The 24,788-nt window shown below is 39.8% G+C and carries 23 protein-coding genes and 1 pseudogene; 3 read left to right on the top strand and 21 right to left on the bottom strand.

Annotated features, from left to right (window positions below; translation table 11 throughout):
* Positions 1-13 precede the first annotated feature (13 nt).
* The 12 genes from EGS71_RS02775 to EGS71_RS02825 all read right to left on the bottom strand — a co-directional run bounded on the left by EGS71_RS02775 (position 14) and on the right by EGS71_RS02825 (position 14,402).
* Positions 14-1,174 (bottom strand): hypothetical protein, encoded by a 1,161-nt coding sequence (locus EGS71_RS02775; RefSeq protein WP_001044494.1) that lies wholly within the window; start codon positions 1,172-1,174, stop codon positions 14-16.
* Complete coding sequence (locus tag EGS71_RS02780) at positions 1,167-2,495, bottom strand: TolC family protein (protein ID WP_000677748.1); 1,329 nt, start codon at positions 2,493-2,495, stop codon at positions 1,167-1,169. Before EGS71_RS02780 ends, EGS71_RS02775 begins: the two co-directional genes overlap by 8 nt.
* A complete protein-coding gene (locus EGS71_RS02785; RefSeq protein WP_000841504.1) occupies positions 2,492-4,078 on the bottom strand; it encodes a GH3 family domain-containing protein in 1,587 nt (528 codons plus the stop codon). Before EGS71_RS02785 ends, EGS71_RS02780 begins: the two co-directional genes overlap by 4 nt.
* The gene (locus EGS71_RS02790) at positions 4,075-4,863 is read right to left on the bottom strand and encodes a hypothetical protein (protein WP_075874782.1); all 789 of its coding nucleotides are present in this window, start codon (positions 4,861-4,863) and stop codon (positions 4,075-4,077) included. Before EGS71_RS02790 ends, EGS71_RS02785 begins: the two co-directional genes overlap by 4 nt.
* A gap of 187 nt (positions 4,864-5,050) precedes the next feature.
* Entirely contained in the window at positions 5,051-6,598 is a 1,548-nt protein-coding gene (locus tag EGS71_RS02795) for a DHA2 family efflux MFS transporter permease subunit (protein WP_001032985.1), read from the bottom strand.
* A gap of 24 nt (positions 6,599-6,622) precedes the next feature.
* Positions 6,623-7,684, bottom strand: a complete 1,062-nt coding sequence (locus EGS71_RS02800) for an HlyD family secretion protein (protein WP_000370774.1) — start codon at positions 7,682-7,684, stop codon at positions 6,623-6,625.
* A gap of 757 nt (positions 7,685-8,441) precedes the next feature.
* The gene (locus EGS71_RS22870; protein ID WP_000737387.1) at positions 8,442-8,564 is read right to left on the bottom strand and encodes a hypothetical protein; all 123 of its coding nucleotides are present in this window, start codon (positions 8,562-8,564) and stop codon (positions 8,442-8,444) included.
* A 167-nt stretch (positions 8,565-8,731) separates the two neighbouring features.
* Complete coding sequence (locus EGS71_RS02805; protein ID WP_000020066.1) at positions 8,732-10,126, bottom strand: methylenetetrahydrofolate reductase C-terminal domain-containing protein; 1,395 nt, start codon at positions 10,124-10,126, stop codon at positions 8,732-8,734.
* Positions 10,127-10,199: 73 nt separating this feature from the next.
* Positions 10,200-10,967 (bottom strand): NUDIX domain-containing protein, encoded by a 768-nt coding sequence (locus tag EGS71_RS02810; RefSeq protein WP_000155295.1) that lies wholly within the window; start codon positions 10,965-10,967, stop codon positions 10,200-10,202.
* A gap of 60 nt (positions 10,968-11,027) precedes the next feature.
* Complete coding sequence (locus tag EGS71_RS02815) at positions 11,028-12,521, bottom strand: nicotinate phosphoribosyltransferase (RefSeq protein WP_000152985.1); 1,494 nt, start codon at positions 12,519-12,521, stop codon at positions 11,028-11,030.
* 11 nt (positions 12,522-12,532) lie between these two features.
* Positions 12,533-13,417 carry a phosphoribosyltransferase family protein gene (locus EGS71_RS02820; protein ID WP_001007506.1) on the bottom strand — a complete coding sequence of 295 codons (885 nt, stop codon included), beginning with the start codon at positions 13,415-13,417 and terminating at the stop codon, positions 12,533-12,535.
* A 181-nt stretch (positions 13,418-13,598) separates the two neighbouring features.
* Positions 13,599-14,402, bottom strand: a complete 804-nt coding sequence (locus EGS71_RS02825) for a sulfite exporter TauE/SafE family protein (protein ID WP_000965108.1) — start codon at positions 14,400-14,402, stop codon at positions 13,599-13,601.
* Between the two features lie 98 nt (positions 14,403-14,500).
* Between EGS71_RS02825 and EGS71_RS02830 the strand changes: the two genes are divergently transcribed.
* Positions 14,501-15,289, top strand: coding sequence for an AraC family transcriptional regulator (locus EGS71_RS02830; RefSeq protein WP_001244571.1), 789 nt, complete (start codon positions 14,501-14,503; stop codon positions 15,287-15,289).
* On the opposite strand, the gene EGS71_RS02835 is transcribed toward EGS71_RS02830, so the two are convergent.
* From EGS71_RS02835 to EGS71_RS02850, 4 genes are read right to left on the bottom strand one after another with little or no spacing between them, the layout of a single operon-like run.
* Positions 15,284-15,772 carry a GNAT family N-acetyltransferase gene (locus EGS71_RS02835; RefSeq protein ID WP_000177608.1) on the bottom strand — a complete coding sequence of 163 codons (489 nt, stop codon included), beginning with the start codon at positions 15,770-15,772 and terminating at the stop codon, positions 15,284-15,286. The genes EGS71_RS02830 and EGS71_RS02835 overlap by 6 nt on opposite strands.
* A 2-nt stretch (positions 15,773-15,774) precedes the next feature.
* Complete coding sequence (locus tag EGS71_RS02840; protein ID WP_000614437.1) at positions 15,775-16,539, bottom strand: ABC transporter ATP-binding protein; 765 nt, start codon at positions 16,537-16,539, stop codon at positions 15,775-15,777.
* The gene (locus EGS71_RS02845) at positions 16,536-17,546 is read right to left on the bottom strand and encodes a FecCD family ABC transporter permease (RefSeq protein ID WP_002009758.1); all 1,011 of its coding nucleotides are present in this window, start codon (positions 17,544-17,546) and stop codon (positions 16,536-16,538) included. The genes EGS71_RS02840 and EGS71_RS02845 overlap by 4 nt, the downstream gene beginning before the upstream one ends.
* 2 nt (positions 17,547-17,548) lie before the next feature.
* Positions 17,549-18,568, bottom strand: a complete 1,020-nt coding sequence (locus EGS71_RS02850; RefSeq protein WP_000770280.1) for an ABC transporter substrate-binding protein — start codon at positions 18,566-18,568, stop codon at positions 17,549-17,551.
* Positions 18,569-18,823: 255 nt separating this feature from the next.
* On the opposite strand from EGS71_RS02850, the pseudogene EGS71_RS22910 reads away from it, so the two are divergent.
* Positions 18,824-18,937 (top strand): annotated as a pseudogene (locus EGS71_RS22910) (hypothetical protein); the annotation flags it as partial.
* A gap of 59 nt (positions 18,938-18,996) precedes the next feature.
* On the opposite strand, the gene EGS71_RS02855 reads toward EGS71_RS22910, so the two are convergent.
* From EGS71_RS02855 to EGS71_RS02865, 3 genes are all read right to left on the bottom strand, one after another.
* A complete protein-coding gene (locus EGS71_RS02855) occupies positions 18,997-20,049 on the bottom strand; it encodes an NAD(P)-dependent alcohol dehydrogenase (RefSeq protein ID WP_000206303.1) in 1,053 nt (350 codons plus the stop codon).
* Positions 20,050-20,104: 55 nt separating this feature from the next.
* Positions 20,105-20,743 carry a carboxymuconolactone decarboxylase family protein gene (locus EGS71_RS02860; protein ID WP_001181581.1) on the bottom strand — a complete coding sequence of 213 codons (639 nt, stop codon included), beginning with the start codon at positions 20,741-20,743 and terminating at the stop codon, positions 20,105-20,107.
* 112 nt (positions 20,744-20,855) lie between these two features.
* Positions 20,856-21,350: a cupin domain-containing protein gene (locus EGS71_RS02865; protein ID WP_001989396.1), complete on the bottom strand. Its 495-nt coding sequence runs from the start codon at positions 21,348-21,350 to the stop codon at positions 20,856-20,858.
* Between the two features lie 208 nt (positions 21,351-21,558).
* Here EGS71_RS02865 and EGS71_RS02870 point away from each other — a divergent pair, with 208 nt between their 5' ends.
* Positions 21,559-22,443 carry an AraC family transcriptional regulator gene (locus EGS71_RS02870; protein WP_000013631.1) on the top strand — a complete coding sequence of 295 codons (885 nt, stop codon included), beginning with the start codon at positions 21,559-21,561 and terminating at the stop codon, positions 22,441-22,443.
* 96 nt (positions 22,444-22,539) lie between these two features.
* On the opposite strand, the gene EGS71_RS02875 is transcribed toward EGS71_RS02870, so the two are convergent.
* On the bottom strand, positions 22,540-23,412 hold the full coding sequence (locus tag EGS71_RS02875) for an NAD(P)-dependent oxidoreductase (RefSeq protein ID WP_000090981.1): 873 nt from the start codon (positions 23,410-23,412) through the stop codon (positions 22,540-22,542).
* Positions 23,412-24,788, bottom strand: coding sequence for an MFS transporter (locus EGS71_RS02880; protein WP_000389435.1), 1,377 nt, complete (start codon positions 24,786-24,788; stop codon positions 23,412-23,414). Before EGS71_RS02880 ends, EGS71_RS02875 begins: the two co-directional genes overlap by 1 nt.

Here is a 24,788-nt window from a genome sequence, read left to right on the forward strand (position 1 = left end):
CTCAGGCTTTAAATTAAATACGCCCAACCTCTAAATATGGAATCAGGTTTTTATCAAAATTTGGTCGTGGGTCGCCCTCATAACTAATAAAACCATGCATATCCGTTAAACGTTCACCTTTATAGAACTGATTTAACTGATAACGCGGGTCTTTATGGGAAAGCGTAAAACTCACCACACCAACGCCCTGCTGTTTTGACTTGTTATAGGCATCTTCGAGCATTTTATGGTGTAAAGCCAAATCTTGTGGATGGCACATAAGCGTATGTAGCACATGGTACTGAATTGAATCACCCAGCTTAGGCAAACGCATGCCCTTAGTCATTGGCGTCAATAAGTTATAGACGGGTCTAAGCACAGCTATGGCCGAGCTGTAATTTAAAATTTTGGTTTGTTTAATACTATGCTGATCCCACAAACCAAACATGCCCACCAGTTTTTCACCTTTAAAATAAAGTGAAAAGTCCGAGAGTTTCATACCTGAAAAATACCGATGCCCTTGGGCAAGTTCTTCAAAGTTATAGGCTGGAATAAAGTTATAAAACTCTGCCATGTCACGAATAAACTGGTTCATGGGTGGTACATGCTCAGCTTCAGCGACACAAGTACGAATCTCTTGAAGATCACTCTGTTTATTAACCTGATTTAAAAAAGCCTTGATTTTCCGTTTTGCACCAGTGCTCGTCAGACTAAGTGTCTCTATAAGCCCTTCATCATAATAATCGGGCATTCCCGTTTTGCCTGTTTGGATGGCAGCACGCGCCGCGTGGTTATCATCAAAAATAATCATTTGGCTATAGTTTGGTTCATGCATAGTCTGTTTTACATGTTTGCCTAAGACTTTTACCAATGATTTACCCCGATAGCTGTGATCTACCCGTAAATCTCCAGCATAGCGTAAGTTTTGAATGTTCCGATTGATATAACACGGACGGTAACCATTGCTATAACAGGCAACTTTCTTTTGACTCTCGGTATCTTCAATCACGACATGCAGTTTATGCCGATAAACGATGTCGGACGCCCTAAAATAACTCGGTTCACGCTGAAAGCTGATTTGTATGCCTTTGGTGGTCATCGGTACGGCAATTAACTCTCTTAAAGCCTCGTCATCTGCCAAAGTTGCTTCTCGGGTACTGAGAGTGTTAGCAAGTGGTGTATTTGTTTTATTCATTATTCACCTGTTGTGCGGTCTGTGTAGGTACCAAATTGTTTAAACGCCCCATTTGGTCGAGTAGCTGATAGACAAACACCACTTCGTCTTGATCATTTACGGTTTTCTGGGTTTGTGCATCAAGTAGTTTCTGCTCGGTATTAAGCAAATCAAAAGTGGTTTTGGTACCAACATCAAACTCTTTACGGGTATAGACAAAGGCAATAGACGCTGCCTCTATGGCATTTGCCAATGCATCTTTATTTTGTCGAATGGTTTGAAGCTGTGCATAGGTGGTACGGGTACGCTTGTTCAAGTCCAGCTCAAGACTTCGAATTTTTTGCGCAGCCAAATCGATATCGGCCTGCGCTTTTTTAACATTGGCCCGATTTAAACCATCGTCATAAAGCGGCACATTGAGCTGCACCCCAACCATATAGTTATTACTTTCAGAACCAATATAACTCGCTTCATCTTGCTTTCCGGCACGGCTAGTGAGCATGACCGTTGGCCAGAGTTCTCGTTTAGTTAAAGCGTATTGTTTCTCGGCGGCTTGCTTTTCATATTTAGCCCGCTTTAACGCTGGATGATTCTTGGTTTGAGCCAATATTTCATCTAGGTTAGCGGGAATAGTAGGTAATTGATTGATTGGAACAAGGTTGTCAGGCGTTATACCTGTCACTTGATAAAACTGCGCTTCACTTACGGTCAAGTTAGATTGCGCCTGTGTAATATCGGCTTGACCTTGCGCGACTTGTGCCAACACCTGAGCCAAGTCTGCACGGGTAATCATACCTACATCAAAACGGCGCTTTGACTCATATAAAGACCGTTGCAGATTTGCCATAGTCTTTTGTCTGAGTTCTAAAATGGCCTTCTTTTTTAATACGTCGGTATAGACCATCACGGTATTTAAAATAGTTTCCGATCTTTGATCTGATAAGCCTTGGTGTTGGGCTGAAAGCTGACTCTCGGCAATGTCTATTCCTAAACGGTGTCGCCCAGAGGTATAAATCGGATAATCTGCCTGCAATTGCAAACTTCGGCCTTTACGGTTTCCTTCGGTTGGAAACAAGACGTGTGAAGGCGTATTTATTCTTTCATAGTCAAGTTGCCCGACTAAATTAACTTTGAGTCCATCACGTTGCTTGGCCTGTTCAAGCATAGCGGTGGACTGGTTCACACTTAAACGGCTCACTTCAAGCTGGCTTTCATGCCTTAAACTAGCCGACAAAGCCTCATCTAAAGTCATGGCATGTGTATTCGACACAACCAACACGCCTAGAAACAAGGCGTGTCGAAGTGTTAAAAACCGAGTATTAAATGGCTTCATCCCTTTCATAGTTGTTCCAAACTATTCAGGGTGACTTTTTTGAGTGGCTCAGGCTTGATATTGCCTTCGATAATGCCATCAAACATGACTAGTTTCTTGTACGCATTCCAACCATTATTGGCTTGGCGAATTTGAGGCTGGTCGAGCTGCCCTAAGTTTCGTGCAAGTTCATAGTGGAAGTTTTGACGTAAGATACTGTCGATATATTCATTGCTAATGCTGTGATGAATTTCACCTTCAAAAAGCACGCAATAAAATGGTTTAACTTGTTGTTGGGTATCAATCGCCAGTAAAGAAATTGCTTTTGATTCCGTTTCGTTTAACTGCGACAACAACTGTTGAGCAGTTTCAGGCGCGAGTTTTTCACCGACCAGATCTACACCAAAGCGACGGCCTTGGAACTCAAAACACGGAATTTGCTCTATAAAGCCAGTCACTTTTAAGCAGTCATCTAGACAGTAACGCAGTAAGCCATTACCCGAAGTAATCAGCGGGCTGACCACGTCACCTTGTTTAAGCTGCCATGAAGGAACGATTTGACCTTGTTTTTCACCTTCTAAATATTCAAATTCATAGAAGTGACTTTGGTAAGCCAATGGGTATTGGTCATTGTAGGGAATAGTCACTACACCTTCCGTCGCCCATAAGCCTTTACCTTCAAACTGAACACTGGGTAATTTTTCTTTTAATTTTTCGGCCCAAGCTTTTGAACCTGCGGTGTCCCAACTTGAAACCAGACTTAACTTTGGCCAAAGTTTTTTAAAGTCGATCTGTTCGCCATTTGAACTTGCAATTAAAGCTTGAGCACTTTCAGGGCTATGCGGTGCCGTCACTTCTTTTAAGGAAGCCTGACGGTTGCCCCATTTGCCACTGTTAAGCACCTCAATCACGTCTTTTTGTAATGCCTCTAAACGTTCAAGTAATTGCAAAGCAAACGTTGGACTCCACACCGAAATCATGGCTAAGTTACGGTTTGCGACCAAATAACAAATCGTGGCAAACAGTGCATCATCAGCATTGGCCGCAAATGCAACGTTACTTGGAACCGCTTGGGTAAACTTAGACAGTATGCGTTTACCTATACCAAGTAGCGCACTATCATCATTTAAGTTTTTGTCTTTTAAAACTTCACGCTGACTCTCAGGCAGCCATGACACCGACCAGTAATGTGTACCCGAACTAAGCTCTGGACATTTACGGTATAAACTTGCCATCCACGGTGCAATTGCATGGTCAAGTTCATCTAAAAACAGCTTGGTGTATGGAATAAACTTGATTTGTTCACTCGAACCACTGGTCGGCTGGAAACGAACCAGTTTACTGCTAGAGAGTGAAAGCTTTTGTTCACGGTAACGCTGAATGTCTTCTCGCCAAGCGCTATAGCGAGTTGCAGGAAAAGCTTTTACAAACTGCTCATAGTTTTGAACCTGTTTATCTTTGGCCAAAGTAGAGGTCTGTAAAATCGAATGCAAAATTTGACGTTGCGTAGTCTCTAAAGCATTAAACTGTTTTTGGAAATTACGGTCAGATGCATCACACCATTTTTTTAAAATAAGATGCGAGCCGAGAGTCAACCATTGATTAGATTTCATTGGATAGCCTCTCTACGTTTTGTTTTATGGCTTAACTGCGCTTCAAATTTTCCTTTGCTTGTTGGTTTAGTCATCAGTTTTACAGGGAACCGGGCAATATCTTTCCAACCAAGTCGACCAATACATGGCAGTTCTGTACCGGCTCTCCAAGTTGGATTTTTCTGCTCAAAGAAATGAATATTTGGGTTCTTTTCTCTCATTTCGGCAGTAATCGGTGCGACTTCGCCTTTTAATGGTTGATAGTCGTCACCAAAGTTGAGTAAGCCGGCTTCTTTGTCGTAGTATTCACCAAAGAATTTTTCACAGTAATGTTCAACAACTTCCGAAAGATGTTGGTTTTCATCTTTAATGTTTGGGTAATACACATAGTAGTTATTAGCAAGTAAGAGATAAGTCTTATAGCCTTTAGAAATGAGAAGCCAATAAAGTTCGTTAAAAGGATATTTAATTCGAAGCTTGATCATGAGTTTGAGCATGGTACTTTGCAATGTACGCGTGCCCCAAAACTTTTTCAAAATGACCGTATCACCGCTAAAGAGCACGGTATAATCTTTACCGTTTAAGTAGAAATGCTGCACAACTACCGTCGAGAAACCGACAATCTCATCTGTTTCTGAGTCAAAAATTAAGATCGCACCGCTTTTATTTTTAAAATCATCTACGAAAATAGAAAATCTGGTATTTTCATAATACTGCTCGTAAATGGAATACATCACTTTTAATCGTTCAGTATCGATTTGCTCTTTTTCAAAATATTGCCCATAAGTTGCGTTTTTCAGGTTCAATTTTGAAATCAGTTTATATGTTGTATTAATCATAATACTTTAATCTCCCACATCCAGATCTGTGAGTTCCCCTATCTCGTACAGCGATATTCGAAACTCATATCAATGTTCTTTTTCTATAAAGGGATATGTTTTGATATGCCCTATTGTTTTCATTCTTTGAAAGCTGCCTTTTATTTCTAAATCACTACATATTCATTTTCTTCCCCCGATCCATAAATATGGTTAAAAAGGCGGTCACAAACATAATGATTGCGAGCATGCGTAATAAGTCATTGAAACTCGATGTCAGTGCTTGAAAGTGAATATCGCGATAGATCACGCTGAGCGCGATTTGCTGGGCATTTGCACCGACTTCCTGATATTGCGCCGTAAGCCGGTCAAGCCGTTCTGTAAATATCCAGTTTTGCGGTGTCATCGACTGATTAATCTGGGTGACATGCATGGCGGTCAGCCAATCTAAGGATGAATTGATAAGTGCTAACCCCACAGCGCCGCCGATATTACGCATCAGGTTATAAATACCACTGGCATCAGCTACTTTACTGAGTGGTAATGTACTCATAGCCAAATGTGACACCACAATCAGGCAAATCATGAGGCCAATACCACGGTAAATTTGCGGCCAAAACATAAAGTCATAATCACTATGAATGCTCAAATGTGAATTAAGCCAGACACCAAAGCCCGCCAGAATCATTCCGACAAATACGGTTTTGCGGGTATCAAAATTGGGAATGAGCCACGCAAGAAATGGCGCAAAGCAGAACATAACAATACCTGTCACCATCATGACGTGACCAATTTGGCTACTGTTCATTTCACGGACTTGCCCAAGAAAGACAGGAATCATGTAACCCAAGCCATATAGCGCCATGCCAATCACAAACGTTGTAATGGCACTTAAGGTAAAGTTTTTATTTTTAAATACGGACAAATCGAGCAAAGGTTTAGGCTGAGTAAAACTTCGAGAGAAGAAAATCATGCCACCTACAACACAGACCATAAAAGCAATCCGAACGCCTGTGTCTGCAAGCCAGTCATGCCGTGCGCCTTCATCAAGAAAATATTCAAGCCCACCCAAAAACATCGCCATACCAATGAGACTAAACCAGTCCATACTTTTGATGAGTGAATAGTTGGCACGGTCGATATTTGGACCTGAGTAGATGACCGTAGCAATGATAATGCCCGGAATAATATTGATCAGGAACATCCAATGCCACGAAAAGTTATTGGTAAGCCATCCGCCAATGGTTGGGCCAATGGCTGGACCTAAAGTACTGATCATGCCAAACATGACCAAAGGCAAAGAGCGTTTTGCTTCTGGAAAAAGTAAGTACAAGGCCGTCATGGAAGTCGGAATCATACCGCCGCCCATAAAGCCTTGAATGCCACGGAACACCAGTAAACTTTCCAAGTTCCATGACAAAGCACAAAGTAAAGAACTCACCGTAAAGCCGATTGCACACATGGTGTAATACACCCGTGTTGAAAGCACTCGCGAGACAATACTCGACATTGGAATCGCAATAATCTCGGCAATTAAATAAACCGTTTGTACCCAAGTGACTTCATAACGACTTGCGCTCATGCCAGCTTGTACTTCGTTTAGAGAACTCGCCACAATCTGAATATCAAGAATCGCCATGAAGTTGCCAAAAATCATGGCAGCAAAAATTGCCCATGCAGTTTTTGCGGGAAACCTCCACTCAGCTTCAACATGCTTATTCATTTATGATTACCCAAAATTTTATTATTAAGTTCTTAGGTCAACGGTGGCGCTCACCGACATTCCAGGTTTTATCAAATCAATATGTGGGCTTGAATCTATGGCGATACGTACAGGAATACGCTGTACAACCTTGTTAAAGTTGCCTGTGGCATTGTCTGGTGGCATAAGTGAGAAAGTCGCACCTGAAGCGGGAGAAAAGCTCTCAATTTTTCCGGTAAAGTTGAGGCTTGGATAAGCATCAAGTTTTAATTTAACTTTCTGACCGATATGCATTTTTTCTATTTGAGTTTCTTTAAAGTTCGCCTGTACATACAAACTATTTTCAGGAATGATCGCCATTAAGCGGGTTTGCGGTGAAACGCGTGAGCCTTTTTGAATTGCAAGACTACCGATCTTACCGCTTACAGGACTCACCACTTTTGATGAGGCTAAATCAACTTGGTACAAGTTCAAATTTGCATTGGCACTTTGAATATCTGCTAAAAGCTGTGCTCGACTGGCCTGTAAACTGCCTAACTGAGCTTCTGCTGCATTTACGGCGGCTTGTGCTTTACTGAGCTGTGCTTGAGCGGTTAAATATTGAGACTGAACCCCTTCAAAGTTTTGACGGGTAATTACGCCATCTTTTAATAAGTCTTGATAACGCTCGAACTCTTTTCTTAAGCGAGTTAAATCGGCTTGTGCTGCCACTACACCACTATTTGCTTCACTAATTGACGACTTGGCAGACTTTTCATTTTGTTGTTGTACACCTAGGGCGGCTTCTTTTAAGCTGACTACTGAACGGGCTTGGTCATATCGAGCTTGGTAGTCACGATGGTCTAATACCGCTAAAGTTTCCCCTTTTTTTACCACCTGATTATCGTTAATTAATAACTCCATCACTTCGCCTGAAATCTTTGGCATTACCCAAGTGACATCGGCTTGTACATAAGCATTATCAGTAGATTGATAGAATCGGTATACAAAAAAATAATATAAGATGCCAGCAACTAAAAATAACAGCAGGACACTAAAAACACCCCAAGTTATTTTCTTTCGGCTTTGGAAATTAGTATCAGTTTCTAGCTGAGCTACGTTATCCATAATCATTCCGCTTATTTGTAATATTCGATTTTTTATTTAAGCCAATAAAATTATTGGTTTCTTTTTTACGTAACTTTTCACTTGGTTTTATTCAATGAATCGTGACAGCGTAAAATTTGGTGCAAATTATGGTTCTTAAGTGAATTAAATATCATTGACCTCTTTGACATATATTTCTTCTATTTATGTCAATTAATCATATTATATAAACTATGTTTAAAAATTATGTAATTCGAATTTGTCTAAATTTTCGATATAAATTTATTTTAAAGAATTAAATATAAATAATTGTTTTACAAATAAATTACCAATTAGTAGACATAGTTTTTTTAAATTTACTAAATAGCCTTTTATTGCAATATTATTAAATATAAGTTTAATTATGTAATATTTAAGTATTATTAATTAAAATAATATGTAATTTCAAAATTGGTTAACAATCTAAATTGTTATAGTTATACGAATAAGATATATAAGTTATAAATATTATATTTCTTTAAATTAACAATAGTAAAACTGACAGAATGTTTAATCTTATAAGTAATGATTGTTTAATAAATAAGCTACTAAAATAAGTAAAGTAGCTTATTATTTTTATATAAAACAATCTTACAAATAAGTTTAAACCTACTATTAAAAGGCGAACAAACCTTCAAAAATAGTGATTTAGGAGGTTTTGTTTATTAATTAAACTCTTAAAAATTTCTTCTAAAGTTATTCCCAATTAAACCCACTCATTGAGTGGGCTTTTTTATTACTAACCGTTTTGCCTGAGGTGGTCTTGGAACTCTTGGTCGTGTATTTTGTTGTAATTAACAGGGTCGTAGACACATCCAGTTAAAACAACAATTACAGTAAGTACAGCAACCAATTTTTTCATTGAGACAGCCTTTCCTTTAACGCAAAAGATTTGCTTTAAGTATACTCCTCGGTAGCCATTTTGACTGGACATAATTAAGGCAACTAATTGTTATTTTTAAATTATTGCTGTTCTTTAGCCTATCATTTGATTGTTTAACAAGTTCAAATCAAGGGTTAATACAAAACTTAAGCCTCAGTCGCTAAATACCAGTTTTTCCAAGAACTGGTTCCTCTCGTTTCAAGAGGCACCGTTGGAATCAACTTATCTTTTAATATTTCGGTTTGTTTAACCGCTTTGGCTAGTCTTGCTTTGACTGAATGAATACATTCACGATCACCAAATTCACAGCGGTCTAAAGTTGTTCCACCGCAAGGACCATTGGCTAAGCCTTTTGGACATGTTTCAGGACAAATATACAAAGTGTCGCCTAAGCGGCACTGACCACAGCTTTCACATCCCACTAGGCTATGTTTACTCAGTACTTCCGTTTTAAGTAAGAGTTTGGCGATCAAAGCGTTTTCCCAAAAAGATGCTTTGAAAATAAAACGTCCGACGCCTTTGGCAATTTTTGATCCAAACATTGCTTCATGCATAACATGTAGCTGACGATATTTAATTAATTGTTTAGATGTTGGCTGACATGAAAAATGCGTAATTTCAGGTGAAAACTCTTTGCCTGACGTGACTTGCCAAAGTGAATTCCAAAGCTCTTCTAAGGCTTTAAGCTCCAGATGTCTGTATTGCTCAATGTAGCTCTCAAGCAACATTTGCTCTTCTGGCTTATGACAAGCAGATAAATGAATACCAGCAAATCCTAAGTGTTTACATATTAAAATTTGTAAAGCGCAGCGCAAATAAACACGGTCTGTATGCCCTGCCTGTTTTTCCTCTGCCAAGACTTTTAGCATGTGTGGAGTAATCACAATACCCGCAACTTTATGCTTTACCATAAAGTTGGCACGACCTAAAGTCAGTGGCATGACGCAAGCTAGTATTTGCTGCGAATAATTGTTCTTGATTAAAAATGATTTGGCTTTCTTTAAGGCTTCAATATCATAGCCCAATTGGGTAATGATAAAGTCGGCACCTGCTTTAATCTTCTTATGCAGTTTTAAATACTGTGCATCACGCTCAGCTTCTACATATTTAAATGGGTTAAAAGCAACCCCAATACGAAACCCGCCATGATGCTTAGCTGCCATTACGGCGTTTACCGACTCTAGGTAACGACTACGAGGCTGTCCATCTCGACCATTATGATGCTCTTTAAGTTTGTCGCCTGTAAGCAATAACAAGTTTTGAATATTGGCAGACTTGGCTTGTTCTAAAAAGCGTTCAAAATCTTGTATGTCTCTCGCTTTACCTGAAAAGTGTAAGACTTTCTCTATTGAGTCAGGGTAACTTTTACTGGCTTCAAGCGGCGCGATATCATGATCTGAATGTACACGATCTGCCAATGTCATTGCAGCCGGATATCCTGCAAACTCATGTCTTACAGGATAAATTTCATGTAGTGAAGTGAGGTACTCCACCAACACAAAAAACTGGTTTTGCTGGAAGCAGGGAGAAACGTGTGACATAGGCAAAGTGCTGATCAAAACATGACATCAATCATAAGCGCGGCATTATAAATCAAAAGTGCATCAAGATGCGCTAGTCAGAAAGCTCATTGTTTTGCTTGTCTTCACTCTCTTTATTTCTAGGTAATTCGAGTGAACGAGGAAATATAAAATCAAAAGAATCAAGTGCATAGCGGTAAAGCTGAGCTGGTCGTTTGCCTACAATTTTACTGTGGTTGGTTTCTTCAACTGCCCCCGCTTCTATCATACGGCGTCTAAACGCTTTTTTATCTAAAGATTGCCCAAGAATAATTTCATAAATAGTTTGGAGCTCGGTTAGCGTAAATAACTCGGGCATTAGACTAGCTGGCAATGCGGTATAGCGAGTTTTACTGGTTAAACGCTCTAAAGCCAAGCTGAGCAATTCATTATGATCAAACGCCAATGCTAAATCCTGAGCTTTTGCTACAGGTATCCATTCGCTGTATTCAGCCAAGGCTTGGTGTTGATAGGCATTAAAATCGATTAATGCAAAATACAAAATGGTTACTGCCCAGCCACGCGGGTCACGTTTGGCATTGCCCACAGAGGCAACTTGTTCCAAATAAGGTGAACTAATTCCTGTTTTTTCGACAAGCTTACGATAAGCCGTAGCCATCAAATCTTGATCGTGCTTTAAATCGGCAAAACCACCCGGTAAGGCCCATTGGTCTTTGGCTGGAAAGTTGGGCCGCTTAATGAGTAATACCTGCAACTGACCATTAAATACCGAGAAAATAGCCATATCTACAGTGAGTAAAGGTGCGTCATAATCTCGGCGATCATAACTGGCAAGGAATTCTTGTTCAGTTTGAATAGTCACGTTCAGTCTCTCAATGAAAATGATGAGCCGATACTCATGCAACGGCTCATCTAAACTCAGTTATGCGATGGATAAACGCTCACGTATTTGATCCAAAGTACACTCATATTGAAGTTTACCATTTTCAAAGACGGTTTTAAGTGCTCCACCTTGTTCTTGTTCGGCTGTTTGCTCATCAAACAAAGTAAAGCCATTTTCACTTTCTTCGATGCGTAATAGACCTTTCGCAGATTTTTTAACGCCTGAGTCAGTAATCGGGTCTTTAAACAGTTCGCGGCCTACACCATTCACCTGTCCCCAAGTCGCTTTCACAGCAAACCCAAAGGTATCGCGAGTTAAGTAGTTATAGGTAAAACTGCCTATACCAAACACCAAGTTGTTTGAAGCAAAACCTTTGGCTTCTAGCCCTTCTAAAATACGCTGTGCACGGTCTAGGGTAATGGAGTCACCATAAATTAAACCGACACGTTCATTCAGTACTTTATAGCCTTGGTCAGTTGTTGTACCACCAAACACTTCCCATAAACATTCAACAGCGCCTTTATATGCTGGGCTACCGACTTTGGCGTCTGGGTCACCACAAATAATTTTAACTGGGTCACCAGAGTCTGGACGGAAAACCAATTTAGCCAAGCCTAAAGCATTAGGTTGTCGCGCCAAAATTTCAGGTTTTAAAGCCACCGTAAATTCTGTAATGACTCGCCAAAAGTCCCAAGTATCAGACACAATACTGACAACACCAGACGGATAAAGCTCGCAAATTAAACGTTTAAATGTTTCGAGCTCACTGTCTTCTGTGCCCATACACATCACACTGTGTTCGGTCGCTGGTACAGATACCCCAATCACACCTGTGGCATTGTAATATTCTTCTGCGTAGTCGATTGAAGCAACCGAGTCTGTTCCAATAAAACTGGTTAAGTGGCCTACTCCTGATTGTGCCGCATCATATATTCCACTCATGCCACGGCTACTAAAATCGTGTCCTTGCACAGGTACAAAATCGAGTGGTGCGCCAGTTTTTACGGCATATTGAGTTAATAAACGTTTGTACTCATAGGCAATTGTGGCCGTAGTGCAGCTTTTCCAAAGTTCAGCACTTAATACAGTTTCAATATAGTTAGTTAGCCAAAAGAAACGCGGGTCGGTATTAATTACAGTAAGCACAGGTACACGCATATTGACGCGGCTACCTTCTGGCAAAGCTTTAATCCGTAAAGGTAAATAACCCAAATCGTGTAAAGCTTCAATATGATCGACTGGTACAGCACCTTCACCTAATGAGCTATCCATACGGCGTTTATATGCAGCTACCACTTTGTCTTTAGGTTGCTTGAAAAAGCCTTCATTCCATGTATCGATTAAAAAGTGTTTGATAAAACCCTGAAGACCAAATAACACAACTTTATCATCGAAGTCAGGCAACATTTTAGCAAGTCGAGATGAACGCGGCGTAAAGTTTGCGTACACGTACTCTGTACCTGCTGGATACTGACGTCTGTGATCCGCTTTATAAAAATCGATAGCATTTAATGGATTAAGTTTAATCGTCATCTTTGTTCTCTTTATTCTGCTACAAAAGCAATTACTGAAATTTTGTCTGATGGTTGTTGTGGAAAGCTGTCTGAGGTAAATAGCTGGTCAAGCAGCCCATCAAAAACCTCTATTCCTTTACTGAAAATACCGTGGGTCACGTATAGAACGACCTTATGGCAATTGAGACGACGCAGTTCTTTGGCAATACCAATAAAGGTTGCACCGCCGTCGCAAATGTCATCGGTAATGACCGCTGTGAGGCCTGATAAATCAGTCGCATGTACATGTGTACCTAAAATTTTGCCAGTTACTGGATCACGTTTTTTATCGCACTGAATAATAGTGATTGGTTGTTTGCGCTTAGAATTAAAAGCATCTGCGACCATTTGTGTACGCGCTTTTGCGCCTTTGTCTGGGCAAACCAACACTGTTTTTTCATCTTTTAACAATGTACTTAGTGCTTCACTCTTTGCGATGATGTCGACTGAACTGATGTTTACAACTTCGCTAAAAGAAGTATTGGCAGCAAGTAATGTTGTTGTTACTTCACTATGGCAGTCCCAAACAGTCACCTTGCCTTGTTTGCCCGCTTTTTTGTCAGCATTGATGTTGAGTAACTTGGTCATCACATCAAGCGAGAATGCTTGGCCTACTGCACAAATACGGTCCTGACGTGCATATGGAAAATACGGAATTTCTAGGTCAACGGTTAAGCCTTGAGTCAGCAATATATTTTCAAGTAGTAAATAGTCCATCACATCGTGACTTGAGGCCATCTTTGCACGGACCAATACGTTGCCAGATAGTGAACCTAAGGTTGCCTCATCAATTTGAACATGACGCTCGCCACCAGAAAACTGCGTAAATTTCACTGGAATCTCATTTCTTGCCGCATCTAAAAGCTGGATAGCCATATCATCCTCTTTTTGTCTGATGACCTTCGATGAATATATAGTGGCACAAAGCCACTATATATTTCAAGTCTAATTTTTAAACTTTTTTCAAAGCCCTTTAAGACATAAAATTTGCAGTTTTAGAGCATTTAAAAATTTGATATTTAAGAGAGATTATTCTTCAACTAATTGAAATAACAAGTTAATTTACAAAAAATATGACGAGTAGAACTATTATTAAAAGTAGCGGATATAACTTTGCCCGCCATAAATCAGGTAGTTTTGAAATAAATTTTTCTGAAAAATATAGCCCAATCCATGTTCCAGCAACCAAGAATAAAGCAGCTTCAAACCAGATGAGACCGATAAATCCGTTGGGTGTAGATTGCCAAAGTGACAATACGCAATAGGTCAGCGTTGCAGTGAAAGACAAAGGCAGCGTGAGAATATTTGCAATAGCGGCAGCCTCTGCCATAGAACTGCCCCGCCGCCGTAATAAAGGAACCGTCATTACACTTCCTCCAACACCTAAAAGTGCTGCAACCCAACCAATAATGCCCCCTTTAATGAGTTCACTGTTTTGACCATAGTGTTGCTTTTGCCTTGAGGTCACTATAAACCCTGGTCGGTAATAACAATCTAGAATGGTTATGAACACATAGCCCATAAATATCCAGCGAAGCCAATTTCCATTAAACAATGAGGCCATTACCGCACCGACAATTCCACCAAGTGCAATACCACCCCCTAAAAAGCGGATTTTTTGCCAATCTATATGTCCAGAACGATAGTGCCGAAAGGTTGCAAAACTTGCCGAGCAGAGCATGACAAAAGCTGATGTAGCTACGGCGATTTGCATGGCATGTATGCCGATATTACTTTCATTACTCCACTTTTGAATAATGACTGTATAAAGCAAAGGTACAGCAACAAAACCGCCACCAAAGCCAAATAACCAAGTCGTTATGCCTGAAAGTAGTCCAAATAAAAATAGCTCATATAGCATGATTATCTTCCTCACGTTTATAGAGGCATGATATAAAATAGCTCTATGGCAAACTAACGTAGAAAAGCCATATTTTTATTTGTTTCAGCCAAAAATATATGCGTAATATTTCAATTAACGAGGTAGACCATCTACCACAAGCAGTTCTAGCGTTAGGGTCAGATTATCCTGCTGATACCTTGTTAGATACACATAGCCATCGCCGTGCACAGTTCTTATATGCACCCGAAGGCCTCATGAAAGTTGAAACTGAAGATGGACAATGGCTCGTATTACCGTACAGCGGTGTATGGATACCCGCAGGCAAACCACATCGGGTATGGCTATCTAAAGTCAGTACTTATAGTTTGTATATAGAAGTGAGTAATGCCCCAAGACAAGCAAACTATTGCGAGGTTATCCAAGTCTCGCCTTTGTTACATCAACTGCTCATTCAGGCAAATAAGTTATCCATTGATTACTCGCGCTCAGGCCGTGACGGCGCTCTTATCGATTTATTGTTATATGAATTAGAAGCTGCACCAGCCCTGCCTCTGTTTATTCCGCTGCCTCGCAACACATTATTATCTAAACAGTGTGCTGAGTTTATGCAGCATCCTGATATTCATAGCAGCCCTAAAGATTGGGCACATGACCATAATAAAAGTGAACGAACTTTTCATCGTTGGTTTAAGTCTGAAACTGGCATGTCCTTTCAGGCTTGGCGTAATCGAGTCTGCATTATTTATGCTTTAAATGCCTTAAAAGAAAATATCTCAATTACTGAAATTGCCTTTAGTTTGGGCTATGAACATTCGGCAGCTTTTACCGCAATGTTCAGTAAAATTATGGGTTATTCACCTAGCCAATTTCAAAAAAGATTTCATACGCATGATAAAGCGCTATAAAGATTTACTCATATGAATGGTGTCATAGGTATCGATCCATTCCCGTTGAATAACCTCAAAACCTTGTAGACGCCAAAACTCTTCAGCCGCCGGTAAAAATGGATGGGTATGCAAATACAAAGTCGTAATTTCACTGTTTTTGGCATGGCTAAACAACATGTCACATAGCTGGGTCGCGATGCCCTTACGACGGTATTCAGGCAATACAAATAACTTAACCACCTCAACCGTATTAGACGGTAAATTTAAATCAAAACGATGGTCATAAGCCCGATATGCAATCGTGCCAATAATGCGGTTTTGGTCTTTTACTGTAATGAAGCAGCCCAGTGGATCATGGACATAATGCTGCTCAAAATTTTGTAAATCATTGGGGACTTGCCCATGATAAATTTCTGGGAATAACAGCTCTCTTGTATAAAGCGCAAACTCTACCGCAGACGTATAGTCTGATTTACCAACCAATTGATAATAAAGTGTCATATTTACAGCCAAGAATGATCAGGAATCACAATGGTTTTGTCTTGAATCATGGCTTCATGGAACTCAACATCGTAGACACTTTTTAAAAACTTCGGATCGGTTATTCTTGTTTTTGACTCAGGCTTAACCACCTCATGTTGGCGCATAAAAAATAAATGATCCGCAAATAAAAAAGCTAAATTGGGATCATGCATAATCGCAATCACCGTAAAATTTTGCCGCGACAACTGACGCAATTTTTTCATTAAATAAGACTGATAATAAACATCGAGATGATTGGTTGGCTCATCGAGCAAAATGACTTTCGGTGCTTGCACTAAAATACGCGCAATCATAACCAATTGCCGTTCACCACCCGATAGCTCGGTATAAGGACGATCACGCAAATGCTCAATATCTAAATCAAGCAAAGCTTGGTCTACACACTCCCAGTCTGATTTTGAAGGACGATATCTGCTAAAAGCAGCACGCCCCGTAATCACCACATCTTTAACCAAAAATGGAAATACGGTTTTATGAAACTGTGGTAAAAAACCGAGTAAGGCTGCTCGATCTTTCCCTTTAAAGTCCGATAGTGGTTTTCCAGAGTAACGAATCAAGCCATCTTTTACGGGTTCTAGGCCCGCCATCAGCTTAAAAAGTGTCGATTTGCCGCAGCCATTACGTCCTAAAATGACGGAAAACTGATTTTCAGGAAATTCCAGATGAATATTTTTAAGAACCTGTTTGTGCCCATAGGCATAATTTAACTGATCAATTTGAATCATGCCCAATGAGTCCTCTGTGTTTTCATTAATAATAAGAAAAATGGTGCGCCAAGTAGCATGGTAAAAATACCAATCGGTATTTCAAACGTCAGTAAAACCCGAGAAAAGTTATCAATCAACAGTAGAAAACTGCCACCCAACACCATATTGGCAGGAATACTGTAGCGATGATCTGGCCCAACTAACATTCTCACAATATGTGGCATAAACAGCCCATATAAACTAATAATGCCTGCCGCAGCCACAGAAGTTGAGGTACATACAGTCACCAGCGCAATTAAAAGAAGCTGTTCCCACCTTGGGTTAACACCCACCGCCTGTGCTTCTTCAGCACCAAGTGCCATTAAGTTTAAGCGCCAACGCATCGCAAATAATCCGGCAAGACCAATACAAATCGGAAGCACGGCGTATTGAACCTTTTGCCAAGAAGCCTGATGTAAGTTGCCCATCGTCCATTGCACAATCGCTTGTAATTTAAATGGATCGCTTAGGTATTGAATAACCGTAAGTCCTGCTAAAAACAGTCCCGAAACAATCATGCCCGATAAAATTACCATCACTAAAGACGTCTGGCTTTCATGTTTTTGATGTGCAAATAAATACGTTAAGCCAACAGCACAAACGCCAAAAATAAAGGCTGATAGATTGGGTGAAAGCCAACTTAAAGAAAGTGCCAAGGCTGCACCGAACGCAGCGCCAGATGAAATACCAAGTACATAAGAATCAACCAATGGATTACGAAACAAGGCCTGCAAGCCATTACCTGCGGTTGCCAATGCAGCTCCCACCATAAAGGTCAGTAAAATTCTAGGCAGCCTGACATTTACTAAAATGTTTTGCATCAGTCTAAATTGTTCTGCATCAAAATAAGGTGTACCAAAAACTGCTTGTACACCCCAAAGCAAATAATCCCATGCACTCAATGTTTGAGTTGGCCCAATAAGCAATGAGATAAAAATCATGATGAAAGGTAACGGGTAAAACCAATAATATTTCAGCTTTTCCATATTCATTGCACCAACGCTTTAGCAAGCTGCTCACCATACAACTTGGTTAAAATACGCTGTTGTAAAGTACTTACTGGTAAATCAGACTGTTCAGGATAAATACCGTGATTTAGATAAATCGCCGTAATAATGATTTTGATGGTGTGCGGGTTATATATAAATGCAGGACTCAAATTAAATACCTTTCGGTTTTGTACAGCGCTTAAACCCTGTAATTCTTTTCGTTCATAAATCAGTTTAGGATTGGTATTCCAAAGCACAATATTGTCAGGGTTCCATTCAATTAATGTCTCGGGGTTTACGTTAGGTTGGTTAGCAGCGGTCTGAACAATGTTGTACGCACCAGCGAGTTCAATAAAGTCATTGGTAATCGACTCTCGTCCAGAGGTAGAAAAAATTCGTCCACCAGACCAAGCATAGTAAATCGATTGTTTATTTGGCTGACGGGCCGTTTTGGCTGCGACTTCTGCCACAATTTCATCAGAGAAATTTAAAATTTCCTGAGCTCGCTTTTGGGCGCCGCTCAGAATAGCAATTTCAGACAGTTCTTCTTTCACTTGTTTATAGGTGCCTGACTCCATTACATATACAGCGATGCCAAACTGCCGTAACAGTTCAATCGTTTGAGTCTGCCCGCTTCCTACAATCACCAGATCTGGTTTTAGCAACACGAGACTTTCAATATTGGTTGCATTGGCTCCTTGCGAAGGTGCTGCAAGCTGCTTATTAGCAATGCGTTTATCTATTTTTGAATAGGCATTAAATAATAAAGGTTGAATGTATACTTCGGCAGGTATACCAATTACTTTGTCACCTTGCCCTAGCATATAGAGGCCATCTAAACCCGACTCAAACAAAGATACAATTCTTTGGGCAGGTTTGGCTACACAGACTTTTGTATTTGTACTATCAAAGACACATATTGAATGAGAGGTTGAGTTTTCTTGAGTTTTTCTATGTTGCTCAGATGAGGAACATCCACATAGAATGAGTAAAGTGAGTAATGAAGCCAATAACTTCATTATGACACCCCGTGCACAAATAGAGTGCAAAATAAAAAGATGTGTTTATTTAGTGCATTTTTCATGTGAAAAAACACCATAAGAGAGCAAGACGTTTTGAATCATCATTTATACAGCAATCAAATTAAGTATGTTAGCTAAGGCCTTAGATAGTAAGCAAAAAAAACGCCAAATTTACCAACTAATAAAAACTATTTAATGATTGGGCAAAAAGTCTACAAAAGCGAGTCAAATAATTTAATCATGTTTATAGCGGTGAGCCTCGTGTTAGGACTCAGCTTACCTGTTTTTGGATTTAGTATTTTATTTAAGCTATTTATCTTTGCTATGGGTAAATATATATCTTCTAAATCATATCGCTTGCATTAATTAACCTGATGGGCTGTGCACACATAGCTATAGTATGCACAGCTCAAATAATGTCTGAATTAATCTTCAGATAGAGTTTTCATATCAATCACAAAACGATACTTCACATCGCTCTTTAGCATACGTTCAAAAGCTTCATTAATGTTTTGCATATTAATCATCTCTACTTCAGAAACGATATTATGCTCACCACAAAAATCGAGTAGTTCTTGTGTTTCTTTAATTCCACCAATAACCGAGCCTGCAATTGATTTTCTACCTAAAATCATAGGTACTGAATTTGCGCTAATTTCACCTAAATATCCCACTAATACAATGGTTCCATTTAAAGCTAAAGTTGGAATATAAGGCTTCAAATCATGGTTATAAGGCACAGTATCAACAATTAAATCAAATTGATTTAATACCGACTTCATTTGATTCTCATCTGTTGATAACACTACATGATGTGCGCCAAGTTGTTTTGCATCTTGTTCTTTGTTTGCTGAGCGAGTAAATAGTGTCACTTCAGCGCCTAGAGCATTGGCAAGTTTAATTGCCATGTGTCCTAAACCACCTAAACCAACGACAGCAACTTTACTGCCCTTTCCAACATTCCAGTGACGTAGCGGTGACCATGTGGTAATACCCGCACAAAGTAGTGGTGGTACAGCTTGAGCATCCAGATTTTCAGGTACTTTTAATACAAAATCTTGACTACAGGTAATGCTTTGTGAATATCCACCATAAGTTGGGCGTTGGTCATGGCGATCTACGCCGCCATAAGTCTGGATGTTACCTTCTTCACAATATTGCTCGAGTCCTGAATGACAAGCAGAACAAGTACGGCACGAATCGACCATACAGCCAATGCCCACTAAATCACCAACTTTATACTTTGTGACTTTAGGACCAATTGAGGTAACACGTCCAACAATTTCATGGCCCGGAACTAATGGATAAGCACTAAATCCCCAATCATTTTTAGCTTGATGTAGATCAGAGTGACAAACACCACAATACTCAATTTGAATGACAACATCATCTTCACGTGGGGTTCTACGTTCAAATTTAAACGGAACTAAAGGAGTTTCTGATGACAGCGCGGCATAACCTAAAACTTCAGTTGTCATATTTTTTCTCTCATGCTTAATGTAAATGAAGACGATTTTTTCGCTGGGAGCTCATTTAGAGCGATTGATTGTGAAAACTGGTCAATACATTTTGGAACCTTTGACCCACTTGCAGACTTACTTTTTCAGCAAGTATTTTCTGTATATTTTCAAATTGATGAGAACTAACACCTTGAGTCTTTGCAATATTAAGATGGGATTGAAGTTGGCTATCTACACCTTCTAGAGCCGAAAGCATGCTCAAAGTAGCAATCTCACGATCTTGCCAATTCAGCACATCCCTTGAAAAAATATCGCCAAAAAGATGAGCCTTTAAATACTCATCTATAGCTGGAGCAAACTCAAAAAGTGCACCTTTTACAGGTTGACCCACCAACTGAGTTTGATTCTGAGTACCTTGTAAAAGTGCCTGATAATCTTTCGGTAGAGTGCTGTTAGTCTTACCCTCTATGTCACGAATACCGCTTTCTTTACGCTGCTCTAGCACCTGCATAAATGTTGTAAGGGCATTCAAACTTCGAGGAAAACCTGCATAGGCATAGGTTTGAACTAAAACTTCCTTAATTTCTGCAATGGTTAACCCTAAATCTAAACCATCTTTTAATGATTGACTGAGTTTAGCTAGGTCACCATTTGCAGCATAGGCAGCAATCGGTATGATTGCCTGTTGCTGTTCGGATAAAGAATTTTGCATTTGTGTTATTTCCTTCTTTTGAGATAAAGGAAGCTGGACCATATGGGTAGCTGCATAAATCTGTTGATTCAGCGCCAACAAACTGATGGCTAGAAATAGGAACTTTATAATTTCAGTGGCCCGCCTCTTTATATTGCTCATCTGATACAGGCTCTAACCAGTCCACATTTTTGCCATGTTCATCAGTTGCAGTTAAAGCAAGATGTGTCATCGCAGAATTTCCACTTGCACCATGCCAATGTTTCACTCCAGGTGGACAATAAATCACATCTCCTACAGAAATTTTTTCCGCAGGTTTACCCCATTCTTGCACCAGTCCCTCTCCTTCTGTAACAATGAGATATTGCCCTTTAGGATGGGTATGCCAAAATGAACGGGCATTGGCATTAAAACTTACATAAGCACTGGAAGCATTTATACTGTCAGTAACATCAGTTAATGGTTTAATTGCAACTTGACCCGTGAAAATATTATCTAGGCCGGTAATTACCTGTTGTTGGTTGGCTTTTTTAACGGTTTGAAATGCTGTGACTGATTTTTTATCCATTGCGGGTACTCCCATTGAGATAAATAAACTGGTCACAAACGTGACTGCCTTAACATTCATCTTTTTTCCTAGATTGATACCAATGCCCTCAATTTAATGAGGGATGCAGGATTAAGCGTTGTTCAAACAGTATAAAAATGAAAGTTGTAAGGTGTTGTTCTATTCCTCTCACAGATTTGCCTAATCCTCCGAATTGTTGCACTTCTCACTATTTTTCTTATTTGAAATGCCTACAATAAAAATACAGAGGGTAATCGGTAGAATCTGAATGGCGAATAGGTCTAACCATAATCAAGAATTGGCTCAACTTGTCGATCAATGGACACGAGAAAAAGGCACATTCGAAACAGCTATTACGGGACTGACTTTATATCGTGCAGAGACATTGACCAAACCAAGTAGCAGCATGATGGATGCGAGTCTATGTATGATTGCTCAAGGCAAAAAACAGGTGATTCTTAGCGAAGAGACTTATACTTATGACTCTAACCATTTCCTTTTTACTGCAATTGACCTGCCTGTAATTGCTCAAGTGCTTGAAGCTTCTGTTGAACAACCCTATCTCTCAATTGTGCTAAGGCTAGACCCATATTTACTTGCTCAAATCATGCTTGAGGCCCATATTCCCTTTAAAGATGTAAATACTGAGAAAAAAGGAATGGCTGTTGGAGTAGTCAATTCAGAGCTGAATGATGCGTTTATACGGTTAATAAAATTACTAGATACGCCACAAGACATTCCCATCTTGTCTCCTCTTATTATTAAGGAAATTTTTTATCGTTTATTGATGAGCCCGCAAGGCGATCGACTTAAACGTATTGTAGCGGCAGGCACTACAGGCCATCGAATTGTGAAGGCGATTGAATGGCTGAAAACAAATTTTGCAAAACCATTTAGTATTGAAGAACTGGCAAGCACAATGGGGATGAGTGCATCAAGTTTTCATCAACATTTTAGGGATATAACCTCAATGAGTCCCTTACAGTATCAAAAGAGAATGAGATTGACCGAAGCACGGCGTTTATTAATGACCGAAGAATACGATATTTCATCTACCAGCATGCAAGTCGGTTATGAAAGCTTGTCCCAATTTTCCAGAGAATATAAACGCTTTTTTGGGGTTTCTCCGTCAGTAGATATTAAGAATATATAAAAGCAATAAACGTGGACTATTAAAAAATTAGTACCAGAAAAAAAAGCGGTACTTGATTATGTCTATTCATCAAGTACCACTAAAATTAAAGCAATATTACACATGATTCATTCGTTCAAGCTCACGAATTAAACCAGAATGATCAAGCTCACCGTCTCCGGCAGCAAGCATATTTTCAAATAATTGACTGACTTTTTGGGCTATAGGTAAATTCAACTCAAGCGATTTAGCATAGCTAACGGCTGTATGAATATCTTTATGCTGGTTTCGAGCTGTACCTCCCGGTTTAAAATCTCGATTTAACATACGTTCACCATGCTGTTGCAAAATCGGAGAATCTGCAAAACCGCCTGTTAATGCTTGTTTGAGTTTTATCGGGTCTGCTCCTGCTTTACTGGCAAGCAATAAACCCTCACTCACGGTTGCAATGGTGGATGCGACTATCATTTGATTGACAAGTTTTGCCAGCATTCCACAGCCAGCCTCTCCAACTAAAATTGGCCGCCCCATGGCAGATAGAACATGTTCAGCATGTGAAAATGTTTGAGCATCGCCGCCAACCATAATCGCCAGACTTGCATTTTGAGCACCTTTTTCACCGCCCGAAACAGGTGCATCTAAATATCTAAGTCCTCTTTCTTTACATTTTTCACTTTGTGTCTTTGCAAATTCAACAGGTATCGAACTCATCACTATGACCGTGCTTTCAGGTTTTAGCTGTGAAATTGCACCACGTTCTTGAAATAGAATTTCATCACAGGTTTTTCCATCACTGAGCATACAAATCAGAAACTCTACATCTTTTCCGACTTGTTCAAGTTCACTACAAACATGAGCACCCGCCTCTTTTAAACTTTCTGCTTTAGATGAAGTTCGATTCCAGACCTTAACTTGATGACCAGCTTTTAATAAGTTCATGGCCATTGGCATTCCCATAATGCCAGTTCCAACAAAACCAATCCGAGCCATTATTTCATCTCCGTAGCAGTCCGCACTTTAAGTCGCTGTTGTTCTACTTTTAGGCTATCAGACTTTAACTTTGCTAAAAGCAGTAACCCTAAACCGCCCATGGCGACAAATCCTGCAATGGCAAGGAACGCTACTGTATAGGTGCCCGTGGTGGTATATAAATAGCCTGTTAAATATGGACCAGTAAAACCACTTAAATTACCTACAGAGTTAATTAAGCCAATACCGGCTGCGGCACCCACTCCTGTTAAAGTTTGTGCAGGAATAGTCCAGAAGATGTTAATTGCACTAAATACACCAATTGCGAGCAAAATAAAGCCCACAATAATTGCCCACGGTTGATTCACAATTAAAGCAATCGCAATTGCGAAAGCCGCCATAAGTGCAGCACAAGCACCGTGTTTATAACGCTCTTGTTTACGGTCAGAACGGCGGCTCCATAAAACCATACCAACCGCCGCAAATGCATAGGGAATTGCGGTGAGTAAGCCATTTTGGATAAGGCTAATTTGCATACCAAAGGTGTTACGGAACGACTCTAAAACACTTGGTAAGAAGAAGAACATCGCATTTGAACCAGACGTAATTCCAAAATAAACAATTGCCATAATCCACACTAAAGGATTTTTAAACACTTGTTTAATGAGTTCACCTTTTGTTAAAGCAGCATCGGCAGATTGCTCTTTTTCTCTTTCTTCACGTTCTAGCGTATTCATGAGCCATTGGCGCTGCTCAGCTGTTAACCACTGTGCTTCTTTCGGGTTATTGGTTAAATATTTTAGACAGACTAATCCTAAAATAATGGAAGGAATCCCTTCTAAAACATACATCAAACGCCAGCCTTCATAGCCAATGGTATTGCCCCATTGCATAAGGCCGACCGAAATTGGCGCTCCGATAATTTGAGCAATTGGTAACCCTAAATAGAAGGTCGCGAAGACACGGGCACGATATTTAGCAGGAAACCATAAGGTTAAATAAAAAATAACCCCCGGAAAGAAACCCGCTTCTGCAATACCCAGTAAAAACCGTAAAATAATAAATTGAGTCCCACTATGGATAAATCCCATAAGTCCGGCAATAATTCCCCAAGTAATCATGATTCGGGCAATCCAGATCCGTGCACCAAACCGATGAAGTAAAACATTACTCGGTACTTCTGCAATAAAGTATCCCAAGAAAAATACACCCGCACCTAAACCAAAAATAGTTTGGGTAATTCCAATTGCATCATTCATATGTAGCGCAGCAAAACCAATATTGGTTCTGTCCAGAAAAGCCATAATGAATAAAATAATAAGAAACGGGATAATGCGATTTGAAATACGTTTAATTGTCTGCTCTTCGAGAGCAGTGACATTTTTGATATCTTCCAT

It is taken from the genome of Acinetobacter sp. FDAARGOS_559, from assembly GCF_003940475.1.
Classification (GTDB): Bacteria; Pseudomonadota; Gammaproteobacteria; order Pseudomonadales; family Moraxellaceae; genus Acinetobacter; species Acinetobacter baumannii.

Bases quoted from the DNA above. Each gene is read 5' to 3' on its own strand.
- EGS71_RS02795 (WP_001032985.1), bottom strand. From the start codon at position 6,598: ATGAATAAGCATGTTGAAGCTGAGTGGAGGTTTCCCGCAAAAACTGCA.
- EGS71_RS02865 (WP_001989396.1), bottom strand. From the start codon at position 21,350: ATGAATGTTAAGGCAGTCACGTTTGTGACCAGTTTATTTATCTCAATG.
- EGS71_RS02840 (WP_000614437.1), bottom strand. From the start codon at position 16,539: ATGATTCAAATTGATCAGTTAAATTATGCCTATGGGCACAAACAGGTT.
- EGS71_RS02880 (WP_000389435.1), bottom strand. From the start codon at position 24,788: ATGGAAGATATCAAAAATGTCACTGCTCTCGAAGAGCAGACAATTAAA.
- EGS71_RS02800 (WP_000370774.1), bottom strand. From the start codon at position 7,684: ATGGATAACGTAGCTCAGCTAGAAACTGATACTAATTTCCAAAGCCGA.
- EGS71_RS02815 (WP_000152985.1), bottom strand. From the start codon at position 12,521: ATGACGATTAAACTTAATCCATTAAATGCTATCGATTTTTATAAAGCG.
- EGS71_RS02875 (WP_000090981.1), bottom strand. From the start codon at position 23,412: ATGGCTCGGATTGGTTTTGTTGGAACTGGCATTATGGGAATGCCAATG.
- EGS71_RS02870 (WP_000013631.1), top strand. From the start codon at position 21,559: ATGGCGAATAGGTCTAACCATAATCAAGAATTGGCTCAACTTGTCGAT.
- EGS71_RS02850 (WP_000770280.1), bottom strand. From the start codon at position 18,568: ATGAAGTTATTGGCTTCATTACTCACTTTACTCATTCTATGTGGATGT.
- EGS71_RS02855 (WP_000206303.1), bottom strand. From the start codon at position 20,049: ATGACAACTGAAGTTTTAGGTTATGCCGCGCTGTCATCAGAAACTCCT.
- EGS71_RS02825 (WP_000965108.1), bottom strand. From the start codon at position 14,402: ATGCTATATGAGCTATTTTTATTTGGACTACTTTCAGGCATAACGACT.
- EGS71_RS02775 (WP_001044494.1), bottom strand. From the start codon at position 1,174: ATGAATAAAACAAATACACCACTTGCTAACACTCTCAGTACCCGAGAA.
- EGS71_RS02830 (WP_001244571.1), top strand. From the start codon at position 14,501: ATGCGTAATATTTCAATTAACGAGGTAGACCATCTACCACAAGCAGTT.
- EGS71_RS02780 (WP_000677748.1), bottom strand. From the start codon at position 2,495: ATGAAAGGGATGAAGCCATTTAATACTCGGTTTTTAACACTTCGACAC.
- EGS71_RS02860 (WP_001181581.1), bottom strand. From the start codon at position 20,743: ATGCAAAATTCTTTATCCGAACAGCAACAGGCAATCATACCGATTGCT.
- EGS71_RS22870 (WP_000737387.1), bottom strand. From the start codon at position 8,564: ATGAAAAAATTGGTTGCTGTACTTACTGTAATTGTTGTTTTAACTGGA.
- EGS71_RS02835 (WP_000177608.1), bottom strand. From the start codon at position 15,772: ATGACACTTTATTATCAATTGGTTGGTAAATCAGACTATACGTCTGCG.
- EGS71_RS02845 (WP_002009758.1), bottom strand. From the start codon at position 17,546: ATGGAAAAGCTGAAATATTATTGGTTTTACCCGTTACCTTTCATCATG.
- EGS71_RS02785 (WP_000841504.1), bottom strand. From the start codon at position 4,078: ATGAAATCTAATCAATGGTTGACTCTCGGCTCGCATCTTATTTTAAAA.
- EGS71_RS02820 (WP_001007506.1), bottom strand. From the start codon at position 13,417: ATGGCTATCCAGCTTTTAGATGCGGCAAGAAATGAGATTCCAGTGAAA.
- EGS71_RS02805 (WP_000020066.1), bottom strand. From the start codon at position 10,126: ATGTCACACGTTTCTCCCTGCTTCCAGCAAAACCAGTTTTTTGTGTTG.